13 protein-coding genes are annotated in these 13,788 nt (G+C 42.5%); 8 read left to right on the forward strand and 5 right to left on the reverse strand.

The annotated features are described in order from the left end of the window. The 3 genes from PSI22_RS11875 to PSI22_RS11885 form a co-directional block, all read left to right on the forward strand. Nucleotides 1-502, forward strand: a 502-nt coding sequence (locus PSI22_RS11875) for an HD domain-containing protein (RefSeq protein WP_273579929.1), incomplete at its 5' end; no start/stop codon positions are given. A gap of 204 nt (nt 503-706) precedes the next feature. Further along, a complete protein-coding gene (locus tag PSI22_RS11880) occupies nt 707-1,045 on the forward strand; it encodes an ANR family transcriptional regulator (RefSeq protein WP_273579930.1) in 339 nt (112 codons plus the stop codon). Continuing rightward, the gene (locus PSI22_RS11885; protein ID WP_273579931.1) at nt 1,046-1,588 is read left to right on the forward strand and encodes an ASCH domain-containing protein; all 543 of its coding nucleotides are present in this window, start codon (nt 1,046-1,048) and stop codon (nt 1,586-1,588) included. 257 nt (nt 1,589-1,845) lie between these two features. Here PSI22_RS11885 and PSI22_RS11890 read toward each other — a convergent pair whose 3' ends face one another. After that, a complete protein-coding gene (locus PSI22_RS11890) occupies nt 1,846-3,105 on the reverse strand; it encodes a tyrosine-type recombinase/integrase (protein WP_273579932.1) in 1,260 nt (419 codons plus the stop codon). Between the two features lie 421 nt (nt 3,106-3,526). Between PSI22_RS11890 and PSI22_RS11895 the strand changes: the two genes are divergently transcribed. From PSI22_RS11895 to cmoB, 3 genes are all read left to right on the forward strand, one after another. After that, nucleotides 3,527-3,925, forward strand: coding sequence for an MAPEG family protein (locus PSI22_RS11895; protein ID WP_273579933.1), 399 nt, complete (start codon nt 3,527-3,529; stop codon nt 3,923-3,925). Nucleotides 3,926-4,124: 199 nt separating this feature from the next. Continuing rightward, on the forward strand, nt 4,125-4,883 hold the full coding sequence (gene cmoA / locus PSI22_RS11900) for a carboxy-S-adenosyl-L-methionine synthase CmoA (RefSeq protein ID WP_038197458.1): 759 nt from the start codon (nt 4,125-4,127) through the stop codon (nt 4,881-4,883). After that, nucleotides 4,880-5,851: a tRNA 5-methoxyuridine(34)/uridine 5-oxyacetic acid(34) synthase CmoB gene (gene cmoB, locus PSI22_RS11905; RefSeq protein ID WP_273579934.1), complete on the forward strand. Its 972-nt coding sequence runs from the start codon at nt 4,880-4,882 to the stop codon at nt 5,849-5,851. The genes cmoA and cmoB overlap by 4 nt, the downstream gene beginning before the upstream one ends. A 96-nt stretch (nt 5,852-5,947) precedes the next feature. Here cmoB and cutC read toward each other — a convergent pair whose 3' ends face one another. Continuing rightward, complete coding sequence (gene cutC / locus PSI22_RS11910; protein ID WP_038197460.1) at nt 5,948-6,694, reverse strand: copper homeostasis protein CutC; 747 nt, start codon at nt 6,692-6,694, stop codon at nt 5,948-5,950. Between the two features lie 169 nt (nt 6,695-6,863). Next, nucleotides 6,864-7,418 (reverse strand): VOC family protein, encoded by a 555-nt coding sequence (locus PSI22_RS11915; RefSeq protein ID WP_273579935.1) that lies wholly within the window; start codon nt 7,416-7,418, stop codon nt 6,864-6,866. A gap of 292 nt (nt 7,419-7,710) precedes the next feature. On the opposite strand from PSI22_RS11915, the gene argS reads away from it, so the two are divergent. After that, nucleotides 7,711-9,441 (forward strand): arginine--tRNA ligase, encoded by a 1,731-nt coding sequence (gene argS, locus PSI22_RS11920; protein ID WP_273579936.1) that lies wholly within the window; start codon nt 7,711-7,713, stop codon nt 9,439-9,441. 606 nt (nt 9,442-10,047) lie between these two features. Here argS and murJ read toward each other — a convergent pair. Beyond that, on the reverse strand, nt 10,048-11,586 hold the full coding sequence (gene murJ / locus PSI22_RS11925) for a murein biosynthesis integral membrane protein MurJ (protein WP_273579937.1): 1,539 nt from the start codon (nt 11,584-11,586) through the stop codon (nt 10,048-10,050). 182 nt (nt 11,587-11,768) lie between these two features. Further along, on the reverse strand, nt 11,769-12,356 hold the full coding sequence (rimJ, locus tag PSI22_RS11930) for a ribosomal protein S5-alanine N-acetyltransferase (RefSeq protein WP_273579938.1): 588 nt from the start codon (nt 12,354-12,356) through the stop codon (nt 11,769-11,771). 176 nt (nt 12,357-12,532) lie between these two features. Between rimJ and mdtH the strand changes: the two genes are divergently transcribed. Next, nucleotides 12,533-13,738 carry a multidrug efflux MFS transporter MdtH gene (mdtH, locus tag PSI22_RS11935; protein WP_273579939.1) on the forward strand — a complete coding sequence of 402 codons (1,206 nt, stop codon included), beginning with the start codon at nt 12,533-12,535 and terminating at the stop codon, nt 13,736-13,738. The last annotated feature ends 50 nt before the right edge of the window (nt 13,739-13,788 follow it).

Raw genomic sequence — 13,788 nt, forward strand, 5'->3', positions numbered from 1 at the left:
TTCCGAATCGTCTATTTGCCTTGAAGATATTGCACAAGGGCTTTCTAATGAATGCCGATACGCGGGGCAAATACAACAATTTTATTCTGTCGCAAAGCATAGCGTTCTGGTGAGTAAATTAGTAGAACCCGAATTTGCATTAGAGGCATTATTGCACAATGCAACGGAAGCATATTTAAAAGATTTACCGTCACCATTAAAAGCGATGCTGCCTGAATACCAAAAATTAGAGCGACAACTCTATGTTGTCATAGCCGATAAATTCGGCATTCCTCATGAAACCTCTGCAGCAGTAAAACAAGCCGATTTGGCGCTATTGGCTACAGAACGTCAGCAACTGGACATCGCAGGTGATGAATACTGGCCCTGCTTGAATGGAGTTAATCCCGTGGAATGGTTGGTCATCATTCCCTTCACCCCTATTCAGGCCAGATACAGATTTTTGGCACGTTTCCACGAATTGACCAATTTTAGCCACATGCGCTTATATGGAACAGAATGATATCAGGGCAAGCCGAGAAGAGGCATTGCACATACCGTCTGGCAAATATCACGGCACGCCATGCAAACGAGGTGGTCACACGCTGCGATACGCCAAAAACAAAATGTGCGTTATATGCCATCTGGATCGATTCAGAAAACATAAAAATTCTGATTTTAATCATCGTGTACTCATTATCGGAAATCCCGATCGGTGTAAAAACACATGAAAAATTTACAATATTTTAATTTCGCCAATAAAGCCGTTCTATATGAAAAAGGCGAAGAATATGGTCAAGCTGCCATGTTTTGGGGAAAAGCCGCCGATTGCGCACTGCATTATCAAAATCGCATTTGGGCTAAATGTCGCAAAGAGCATAATGAAATCAGGGGGACATTACATATTCGCTATGAAGAAGAATGCAAGCGAATAGCTAATAGAAAAACCGCCATGATTTTAAATGCTCATGTTGAGAAAGTAAAAAATAGCTTCCCGCAGAAAAAACGAAAAAAAGTCGGCAAGTCACCGTGTAACCCGAATCTCAGAGCAATGCAGGGAGTTTAAATGAAATTACTGAAATTTAATACTGAGATGATTGAGTCTATTTTAGCGGACAGGAAAACGCAGACACGGAGATTAATTAAACCACAGCCGAAAGTAACAGAGCAGGAATTACGCAGCTATGGCGCTTGGAGTGAAGGCTATACGCTATCGCAGCAAGTGAGCGCTGCATGGCAAGCCGGGTTCATAGATGTTAACTGCCCGTATGGTGGCAATGGTGATTTAATTCTATTTTATGATCAGGGTGGCATACCTGTAGGTGAAATTAACCTCCGCAACACCAAAGTTGAACAGCTACAGGATATTTCAGCAGAGGATGCAAAAGCGGAAGGTTTAGCTGAGATATCAAAAGACGGAAAGCTATTTAAGTTTGGCATTCCTGATATGGATGGTTTACCCGGTGGTTGCGATATTGGCTGGCAATGGAGTGAGTGGGAGAAAAACCCAGTAATGGCCTATAAAAAATTATGGGCATCAATCTACGGAGAAGAAAACTGGAATAACAATCCGTGGGTTTGGGTAATTGAGTTTCGGAGGTTTAGGTGAGAAATGACAAAATAGAATGTGCTAAACGCAAGTGTAAACATATTCATTATGAAAATGATCGGATGGCAGTAGTGGCAAAAGTGATTTCGGAGAACGGTTATCAGAAAGGAGGTGCATGATGGCGGAGTCACCCTATATCAAGACTCAGGAACTAGCAGATCGGTATAGTGTAAAACCACATACTATCAGGTTGTGGTGTGGAAATGGGAAGCAAAAAAGAAAAGGCTTCCCAAAACCCAAATTTAAATCCGACCAACTTAATTTTCTACGGCAGGATATTTTTGACTGGGAGGGCGGGAAACAATTTTAGTCAACTTATCCCACCAGCGTTCATATGCCTCTCTCTGCTCATTCAGGTAGGTGTGCTTATCGTACACCTGCCAGATCCCCGGTAACTTATGCCCTATCATAATTTCAGCTACGTGAGGCGATGTTAATTCAGATACCCCAGTGCGCATCGTTCGGCGTAGGTCGTGGATTGACCAGCTTTCATAATCAGGCAAGTAAGAAACCATTTTTTTATTAAGATATTTAACTATTGCATTGTATGAGCTTTTTGCAAAAGGCCCTCCGCTTGATACAATAAACAAATATTCGTTTCCATGGTTCAATGTCTTTGCCTGTTCAATTAATTCCTTAGCTGCTGGAGTAATTGGCCTGATAATGGGCTTTTTAGATCTTCTACCTGTCTTATGGTTTTTTGGAGGAACGATCCAAATATCCTTCTCATAATCAAAATCACTTACTTTAGCTTTCAGTAACTCACCAATGCGGCATCCAAATAACAAACATAATTTTATTATTAATGCATTACGTGGATTATACCTAGAGGCATTGATAAGCTGGAAAAGCACCACTAACTCCTCTTCGCTTAATGTCCTTTCACCTATCTCAGAATCTAAATCGGTATCGTCATATGTATCTTTTCCGCTTAAATCACTTTTTTCCACATCGGATAGTGGAGTGAGATTAGTCATTCCTCGCCGAACGGCCCACTTATGCGCTTTTTTGGAGTATGTCAATATACGGTTACCAATTGATGGTACCTCTTTGGCAACGTCTTCAATTAAGGAAAGCCAAACATGGAGCGTTACCTCATCATGAGGTAATTTCCCTATCTTGGGGAAAACGTAAATCTCAAAAGAGCGCAAAATGTCATCCGCCCTAACTTTTAAACCTTGCATCGTTGTTTTCCACCAATCCCGTATAAGCCCCTCTACAGTCACCGCGCTTAATACGGACTCCTTGCGAACTCGTTTGACTATTTTAGGGTTGCGATGCTGTTCTAGTTCCCCACGATAAAAAATCACCGAGTCACGGGCGTCCTTTAAACCAGTTGCTGGATAGGTTCCTATGTCGATTCGATCCCCTTTACTGTTCCAGCGATATCTAAATTGGAATATAATCTTTCCTTTCGGGGTAATACGAGCAGACAGGCCATCTCTATCCGACTTGGTGGTGATTTTTTCTTGGGGTTTGCCGTTAATGGATCGCAGCCATGAATCAGTAATTGCCATATCACTTTCCTCGAAAAATAACACAGCTTTTAATGTAGTTCATGTACACGACAATGTACATTTTTCTCATGACACTAAGTGAATACCTGTGACTATTGCTGATTACACAAAACAAAAATCAAACGTAATTAAGTTAAAAATCAATGCATTACATAAAAAAACATGACTATGCGTGACTGTCAATGATTAAGTATGACTAATGGAAAGTATTCTTTTTAGGAAGAATTGTCAAAAAAAGGCAGTCATTATACTGAAAATTCTGACCAGAGATAAGGGCATAACACGGTTCTTAGCAAGACAATTTTTTGCTAACTGATAATATTCATACTATTTATTATTAAATACTATGATTTATAGCGACAGTTTTCTTTTTGAGGTTTATCATCATTCGGCCGTTTTTGGTCAGGCAATGGAGTTAAAAATGGTTAGCTCGCTTTATATCGTTTTGGGCGCACTATTATTGATTAAGCTGTCTCTGGATGTCGTCAAATTAAGAACACAATATCGAGTCGCCTATGGCGATGGCGGTTTTTACGAATTGCAGACAGCCATTCGCGTGCATGGCAATGCTGTTGAATATATTCCTATTTCAATGCTATTGCTGTTGATGATGGAAATGAATGGAGCCGCTGTATGGATGTTACATATTTGTGGCCTGTTGTTGCTTTCGGGTAGGGTATTGCACTACTTTGGCCTGCGTCATCGCGAGATCCGCTGGCGCCGTATGGGCATGGGTGCAACGTATATATCAATGATAATAATGATTATCACCAATGTTTACTACTTACCTTGGGAACAAATATTTTCTTTCTATGCGTAATTTACACTCGATATGTATAAATTACATGCATAAATGTAAACCTTGATGTACATCATGACACCCATGCATAAGAGAAGCCCATCATTACCAAGGGCGGTATTCCTGCCGCCTGAGGGTTTCTGTTGATTATCTCTTTCTGCCTTTTCCCGCATTCTGTTAGAATACCCGCTTCTTAATTGTTTCCAAAACTAATGTTGTTATGTCAAATCAAGATCCTCATAATAAACGGGACAGTCTGTTCTCTGCCCCAATCGCCAATTTAGGCGACTGGAGTTTCGACGAACGTGTTGCCGAAGTCTTTCCTGATATGGTGAAACGTTCCATACCCGGTTATTCCAATATCATCTCCATGATAGGTATGCTGGCCAGTCGCTTCGTGACGCCAGGTAGCCAAATTTATGATCTCGGTTGCTCCCTTGGGGCGGCAACTCTGTCCATCCGCCGCAGTATCAATGCTGATAATTGCCGGATTATCGCTATCGATAATTCACCAGCCATGATCGAACGCTGCCGCCGCCATATTGATTCTTTCAAGGCCAGTACACCCGTTGAGGTGATCGAACAGAATATTCTTGATACCGACATTCAAAATGCCTCGATGGTAGTTTTGAATTTCACATTACAATTCCTGCACCCTGATGATCGCCAGAAAATATTGAAGAAAATTTACGCAGGATTAAAACCCGGTGGGGTTCTGGTTCTGTCTGAAAAATTCAATTTTGAAGACCAGAAAATTGGCGAGTTACTATTCAATATGCACCATGATTTCAAGCGAGCCAATGGTTATAGTGAGCTGGAAGTCAGCCAAAAGCGCAGTATGCTGGAAAATGTCATGCGGACAGATTCTGTTGACACCCATAAGTCACGCCTTAAAGAAGTCGGTTTCCAGCATGTAGAAGTCTGGTTCCAGTGTTTCAATTTCGGTTCATTATTGGCAATAAAAGGAACTGAACAATGATCGATTTCGGTAATTTTTATCAATTGATCGCCAAGCACCCACTAAGCCATTGGCTGGATAGCCTGCCAGCACAATTGAGCCACTGGCAAAAAACATCACAGCATGGTCAGTTCAGCTCATGGGTAAAAATTCTGGAAAATTTGCCTGAGATCAAGCCAAGCCGCCTTGACCTGAAAAATGGTGTCATTGCGACTCATGAGCCGGATCTATCAAAAGGTGAAAAAGCTCGCCTCCACAATATCCTGAAAATATTGATGCCATGGCGAAAAGGCCCGTTTTCATTGTATAACGTTGAAATTGATACCGAATGGCGCTCTGACTGGAAATGGGAACGAGTACTGCCCCATATTTCTCCTTTAGAAGGAAAAACCGTACTTGATGTCGGCTGTGGTAGTGGTTATCACATGTGGCGCATGGTTGGCGAAGGCGCTCAATTGGTTGTGGGTATCGATCCAACCCAACTTTTTCTCTGTCAATTTGAAGCGGTCAGAAAGTTGCTGGGGAACGATCAACGAGCCCACCTTCTGCCATTGGGCATCGAACAATTACCCGAACTGCAAGCTTTTGATACAGTATTTTCAATGGGAGTGCTCTACCACCGCCGCTCACCTCTTGATCATCTGTGGCAACTGAAAAATCAACTGGTGTCTGATGGTGAGTTAGTGCTGGAAAGTTTAGTGATTGAGGGTGATGAAAATCAGTGCCTTATTCCGGGTGAACGCTATGCACAAATGCGGAATGTCTACTTTGTTCCCTCGGCCAAAATGCTGAAAGTCTGGCTGGAAAAATGTGGTTTTGTCGATGTCAGAATTGTCGATCATGCGATTACAACACCTGATGAACAGCGCAGGACAGAATGGATGAAGACCGAATCACTGGTAGATTTCCTTGACCCATCAGATCACAGTAAAACAATTGAAGGCTACCCTGCCCCATTACGTGCTGTCCTCGTTGCCCGCAAGCCATAATATTGAACAGATATTAATGAGTGAACTGTCCAATATGGCAGTTCACACCTTAAGTCCTAATATTTCACTTTCCTTATGACGCAAGCGATATCACATCTACCGCTCAATCAGGCTCATCACTCCCTTCATCGACTCAACTAACTCACCATCAACACTGTAGTGAGAATATTCATCCACATCACGATCGTCCGAACTCATCGCCACCCCTGCCTTTCGGTACTTCATGGTAGAAGGTACGATTTTACCCGCCGAGCTATGAACTTCTGTCATTCCAGCTTCCAGAAACTTACTGATATTACTCACCCTGACACCCGCACCGGGCATAATTATCGGCCCACGGCTGGCTTGCATCAGCTCTTTTAACAGCGTCAGCCCCAGTTCAGCATTCTGCTGTTGGCCTGATGTTAAAATACGCTGCACCCCAAGCTCTGTCAGTTGTTCCAACGCAACATGTGGATTAAAACACATATCAAAAGCGCGATGAAAAGTAACAGCCATATTTCCCGACAGTGACATCAACTGCCGCATACGGAGTCTGTCAATATGGCCGTTTTCGCTCAAAATGCCAAAAACAATGCCGGGGAACCCCATATCACGGATACGAGCAACGTCATTTTTCATGGCTTCAAAATCCATGTTGTTATAACAGAAGTCTCCCCCTCTTGGCCGTACAATGGGATGCACAGGAATAGATAACCGCTGTAACGACTGTTGTAATGCCCCAAAACTGGGTGTCAATCCGCCTTCCAACGGGCTTGCGCTTAATTCGATTCGGTCAGCGCCCGCATTTTGTGCAACCAGCGCACAGCTTATGCTATAACAGCAAATTTCCAGCTTTATCATTAAAAAGCCCTCCGAATACGAATTCGTCAACAAGTCATCATTTAACCTAAAACTACTTTATTAGTGAACTTATTAACTATGACAACTAACTTATCTTAATGACATGTTGGAAATCACAAGGTCAGAATTTTTTACTGGAACAGCATGATAAAAACGTCATTTTTGCTGGCTATACCTCACTTTTGACAATTTCTCTGATACAAAAAGGATGATATTTGATCGTGATTTCACCATCAGTGACAGCCAAAGTCGGGTTTGGCAACCGTTCATTTTTTCCTTTTGGATGACTCTCCTTTATCCGAAAATTATCTGGTAAAGGATGAGGCAATAACTTTTTAGCTTCACAAATAAGTTGTTCTGGTGGTACAGACAGCACCAGCTCGACATGTTCCCAACCTTGATGGGCATAGTGTTTTTGGCTGGGATAAGGCAATTCCACGCAATCAATTTTCCAGTCAAGTAGTATTATTGGCTGGTTCAGATCAAATAAGCAGATCGGACGGCCATTAATGATACTTTCAGATATTAACTGACCACATTGCAGAAAGCCCTTACGCCAACGATCGGCTATTTTACTTTCATTACAACGCAGGGAAATATGGTCTGCTGAATATTGTTCGAAGTGTAAGCCAAGATGCCCTTCAAATTGCTTAAGTTTTTGTTCAAATCCGGCTAAATCAGCCACTAAATCCTGTAACTCAGAAATTTTTGAAAAATGAGACATTTCTTCCCCATTAAATAAACCGTAAAAATTGCGTTCCATTAATGTGATATAAATCACAAATTTTCTATTTTTGCCGAAATATCACTCAGCAAGCGACTAATTGAAGTTGGCATAACGACGAATCACCTGAAAGACAGGCTAAAAACAAAAAGTAACACCACCAGAGGGGCTGATGGTAGCATGCAGGACCCCGAATATGGTATAAACCCCGTTATTTTCTCATAACCCACACGCTTAAAAGTATTGCATTTCCAAAATGCATAAGCTTTCGTGCGTAACTTAAGGTAACACGGTGAATATACAGGTTATTCTTTCAGAAAAAATCAGCAATGCGCTGATTGAAGCTGGCGCTCCAACCGACAGTGAAGCTCACGTCCGTCAATCTGCAAAAGCACAATTTGGTGACTATCAAGCGAATGGTGTGATGGCAGCCGCTAAAAAGGTGGGAATGCCTCCTCGACAATTGGCAGAAAAAGTCGTCAGCCAACTGGATCTGCAAGGAATTGCCAGCAAAGTTGAAATTGCAGGCCCGGGTTTTATCAATATTTTTCTTGATAAAGCGTGGGTTGCAGCAAATATAGAAACTGTCCTGAAGGATGAAAAACTCGGTATCACCCCAGTGGAACCGCAAACCATCGTTATCGATTATTCCGCACCGAATGTCGCCAAACAGATGCATGTTGGACACCTGCGCTCAACCATCATTGGCGATGCTGCGGCGCGTACCCTTGAGTTTCTTGGGCATAAAGTCATTCGGGCCAACCACGTTGGTGATTGGGGAACCCAGTTCGGGATGCTGATCGCCTATCTGGAAAAGATCCAGAACGAAAATGCCAATGACATGGCATTAGCGGATTTAGAAGCTTTCTATCGCGAAGCAAAGAAACACTACGATGAAGATGAAGAGTTTGCTATTCGCGCTCGTAACTACGTCGTCAAACTGCAAGGCGGTGATGAATATTGCCGTAAGATGTGGCGTAAGCTGGTAGATATCACCATGTCCCAGAATCAGGAAACTTATAACCGCCTGAATGTCACATTGACAGAAAAAGACGTTATGGGTGAAAGCCTGTATAACGATATGCTACCGGGTATCGTTGCAGATTTAAAACAACGTGGAATTGCCGTTAAGAGTGATGGCGCGACAGTGGTTTACCTTGATGAATTTAAGAATAAAGAAGGTGAACCCATGGGCGTTATTATCCAGAAAAAAGATGGTGGCTATCTTTACACCACGACGGATATCGCCTGCGCCAAATACCGTCATGAAACCCTGAATGCCAGCCGTGTGCTTTACTACATCGACTCACGCCAGCACCAGCACTTGATGCAAGCTTGGGCAATTGTACGGAAAACGGGTTATATTCCAGAATCCATGTCACTCGAACACCATATGTTCGGCATGATGCTGGGCAAAGATGGTAAACCATTCAAAACCCGTGCCGGCGGTACAGTAAGACTGTCTGATTTGCTGGATGAAGCCATTGAGCGTGCGGATACCCTCATTCGTGAGAAAAACCCAGATATGCCAGAAGACGAACTGAAAAAAGTCGTGGAAGCGGTAGGGATTGGCGCGGTGAAATATGCAGATCTTTCCAAGAGCCGTACTACAGACTATGTTTTCGACTGGGATAATATGCTGGCCTTTGAAGGCAACACAGCACCTTATATGCAATACGCCTACACGCGCGTGTCATCTATCTTTAAACGTGCAGATATCGATGAAAACAGCCTGACACTGCCGGTGATGCTGAATGAAGAACGCGAGCAGGCATTGGCAACCCGCCTGTTGCAGTTTGAAGAAACGATCACTACCGTCGCCCGTGAAGGTACGCCGCATGTTATGTGTGCATACCTGTACGATCTGGCCGGTCTGTTCTCTGGTTTCTATGAGCACTGCCCTATCTTGAATGCCGATAGCGAAGAACTGCGCCAGAGCCGCCTGAAGTTGGCTCTGCTGACAGCGAAAACTTTGAAGCAAGGTCTTGATACTCTGGGTATTCAGACTGTAGAACGTATGTAATAATCCTCTGCAAAGCTGAAAACTGGCGTGATGTGATTTTATCACGCCAGTTTTTTCCTTTCTCCACCTCTGCTAGCTCTTCCTCATCTACCGTATAAATAATATTTAGCTGGACTTACTGTTTATATTTAATTATTAAAATATATAAACACAGAGCCAGTTATTATGTAAAAATATCTGGCAATTATATTATTTTTTCTGGTTATGATTGTATTAAATTTAAAGTAAAATATAATTTATTTTATTAAAAATAATTCATTTAACGGTTGAAAATTATTATAAATAATAACACCAGCTTCGCAAAAACTTTCTTAATTAATTTATGATCATATAAAATCATTATTTATATTAAAATTCATAACATCAAACTCTCCAGCCAATAATTTCAAAAAAACACATACCAAACAACAATTTATAAAAAAATAAGAAGAATAAAAATAGAATAATAATTAATTTTATGTCAGAAAAATATCAACTATTATTCTTTGAATCTAACCAAAAAGGCAAAAAAATACGAATACTGTTATTCAATAAGTGAAAAATAAAAAAACGCCCAATAAAAACTTGGGCGGTTGTATTAAATGAAACTATTTATTAATCAGAGAATCACTGTAATCCCCGATGAGCAAAATCTTTCAGCCTAAATCCCATCAAGACCAGAGCTGCAAAATAACTGCCTGCGCCCGCAATCACTACGCCCATTAAGCGCAGTAGGCGCATTGCCATATTGCCCTGTTCCCATGCTGGCATAACCCACAATACCACCAGCAGTACCCCGACCATCACGGCAATTGCCACCGCCAATTTAAACAAGAATACGCCCCATCCCGCCAATGGCGTGAAAATATCACGCTTACGCAGTTGCCAATAAAGCATACTGGCATTGAAGCAGGCAGCCAGGCCAATAGAAAGCGCCAGACCTGCATGTTTCAATGGGCCAATGAAAACAAGGTTCATCAATTGGGTCAGAATCAAGGTCGCAATCGCAATTTTTACTGGTGTTTTGATATCTTGGCGTGAATAAAAGCCCGGAGCGAGAACTTTAACCACAATCAACCCCATCAAGCCAAAACAGTAGGCAATTAACGCCCGCTGAGTCATCTCAGCATCAAAAGCAGAAAAGTGACCATATTGAAATAATGATACCGTCAGAGGCTCCGCGAGAATACCGAGAGCAACTGCACAAGGCAACGCCAGCAAGAAACAGAGACGTAACCCCCAATCCATCAATTTTCGATATTCTTCGTGATTGCCACTAGAAAAACTTTTCGCCAGTGAAGGCAGCAAAATCGTCCCTAACGCCACACCCAGTACACCAGAAGGCAATTCCATTAAACGATCAGCGTAATACATCCATGAAACAGAGCCTGAAACCAGAAATGAGGCAAAAATTGTATTAATGATCAAGGAAATCTGCCCGACCGATACACCCAGAATTGCAGGCCCCATTTGACGGATAACCCGCCATACGGCACTGTCACGGAAAGAAATCCGCGGCAATACCAGCATGCCGATCTTTTTCAGATGAGGAAGCTGATAGGCCAATTGCAAAACCCCTCCGGCAACAACGGCCCAACCCAGCGCCAGCACTGGCGGATTGCAATAAGGAGCCACAAACAATGCAAAAATGATCATACTGACATTGAGCAGTGTCGGAGCAAAAGCAGGCACCGAAAAGCGGTTCCATGTATTAAGAATTGCGCCAGCCAAAGAAGCCAGCGAAATTAAAAAGATATAAGGAAACGTAATTCTAAGTAAATCACGGGTTAAGACAAACTTATCCGGTGTATCCGTAAATCCCGGCGCAGTCACATAGATGATCCAAGGTGCAGCAATTACACCTATCACTGAGACGATAGCCAGAATCAATGTCAACATACCTGAGATATACGCAATAAAGGTACGTGTTGCTTCATCCCCTTGTTGATTTTTGTATTCGGCAAGAATAGGAACAAAAGCTTGCGAAAAAGCGCCCTCTGCAAAGATACGGCGTAACAGGTTAGGTAATTTAAAGGCAACAAAAAAGGCATCCGTCGCCATTCCTGCACCAAATATACGAGCAATAATGGCATCACGAATAAAGCCCAGCACGCGAGAAAACATCGTCATTGAACTGACCGCTGCCAGTGATTTCAATAAGTTCATGGTATTGTTCTAAAGTTGTATTCTTATGGAATTAAGCATAAAAATGTAAAGCTATCCCATCAGGCATCATAAAAATGGCATATAAAGCAATCTGGCGGGATAGCAGCCGATGTTTAAAGTCTAACAGACAAAAACCCTGTCTACATTTTCTATATTACGCCCCATTAGCCTTACCCCGAGATTCATAAACCCACTTTGCCCCATGCATCGTCAGTCAATGCCGTCAGCACATGATCTTGCCAAACACCATCTATCATTAAATAATTCTTGGCATAACCTTCCTGCTCAAACCCCAACTTTTTGAGCAGGTTCCCACTACGATGGTTATGTGGCATGTAATTAGCCATAATCCGGTGCATTCTCTGATAGCGCTGCATATAGCGGATCGCAGGTTGCAGCGCTTCATACATCAATCCTTGCCCTTGCAATTTCTCAGCTAAAGAATAACCAAGATAACAAGAATGGAACGCGCCGCGTACAACATTAGTAAAATTCGCCACACCCATAATTTCACGCTCATCAGAGTCCAATAATACAAAATTAAATGTCGTATTTTGCCGTTGTAACTCAGCGATATAGTTCAACCGATTTGTCCATCCAGAGGGTTGATAAAAACTGCCATCCCTTGTTGGCTCCCATGGCTTCAGGAAATCTTTATTTTCTGAATAATACTCAGCCAATCGATAAGCATCACGTTCATATACCAGACGAACAACCATCCTATCCGTAATAAATCGAATTTTGGGCGATGCAGAACGATAACCAAACATGCCTTCTCCTGATATTTGTCTTGAAAAAATTCTGGATAATTTATCTCTTATTAAAATTATTGCCTATTACCCTACGATAAAAAAATATCATCTATAACCCTCTACCTTAAAGATGAGATTAAGGTCAGAATAATAAGAACTTCATATTTAATTCTCTCATATTTCAGTGGTGCGCAATGTCGTTGGTTTCACAAGCACGTAGCTTGGGTAAATACTTCCTGCTATTTGATAATTTATTAGTTGTTTTAGGTTTTTTTGTCGTTTTTCCCCTAATTTCAATTCGTTTCGTCGAACAACTTGGCTGGGCGGCATTGATTGTTGGTTTCGCTCTGGGGCTTCGTCAGCTTGTTCAGCAAGGCTTGGGGATCTTCGGGGGTGCCATCGCAGACCGATTTGGTGCCAAACCGATGATTGTTACTGGCATGTTATTGCGTGCACTGGGTTTTGCTCTGATGGCAATGGCACATGAGCCATGGATATTGCTGCTTTCCTGCGTTCTATCAGGATTGGGAGGAACATTGTTTGATCCCCCCAGAGCAGCTTTGGTCATTAAGTTAACCCGTCCCCATGAGCGAGGGCGTTTTTATTCAATCCTGATGATGCAGGACAGCGCAGGTGCCGTGGTTGGCGCGCTCATCGGAAGCTGGTTGCTGCAATATGATTTCAATATCGTCTGCTGGATTGGTGCATCCATTTTTGTGCTGGCCGCATTATTTAACGCCTGGCTACTGCCTGCATACCGTATTTCAACAATCCGTACTCCTATCAAAGAAGGCATGATGCGGGTTATTAGAGATCGTCGGTTCCTTTACTATGTGCTGACATTGACGGGTTATTTTGTCCTGTCAGTACAAGTGATGCTGATGTTTCCGATTATTATCCATGAAATTACCGGCACTCCTACTGCCGTCAAATGGATGTATGCCATTGAAACCGTTATCTCCCTGACATTGCTCTATCCCATCGCACGCTGGAGTGAAAAACATTTCCGACTGGAGCAGCGCTTGATGGCGGGCTTATTTTTGATGAGCATCTGCATGTTTCCGATTGGCTGGGTCAATCAATTACATACACTGTTTGGCCTGCTTTGCCTGTTTTATTTAGGTTTGGTAACAGCCGATCCTGCTCGTGAAACGCTGAGTGCTTCACTGTCTGATCCACGGGCGCGTGGCAGTTATATGGGATTTAGCCGTCTGGGTTTAGCTCTAGGTGGTGCGATAGGTTACACCGGTGGAGGGTGGCTCTATGATACTGGCCGTGACTTGAATATGCCGCAATTACCCTGGATTTTGCTAGGATTGTCTGGTTTGATTACCATTTATGCTCTTCATCGCCAATTCAATCAGAAGAAAATTGATCCTGTGATGCTTGGTAGACATTAATCCTATTAGAAATAGTGTAAAATCTGCCCGTTGGAAATAAAAAGGAGCCA

Origin of the sequence: Xenorhabdus aichiensis, from assembly GCF_028598775.1 — a bacterium.
GTDB lineage: Bacteria > Pseudomonadota > Gammaproteobacteria > Enterobacterales > Enterobacteriaceae > Xenorhabdus > Xenorhabdus bovienii.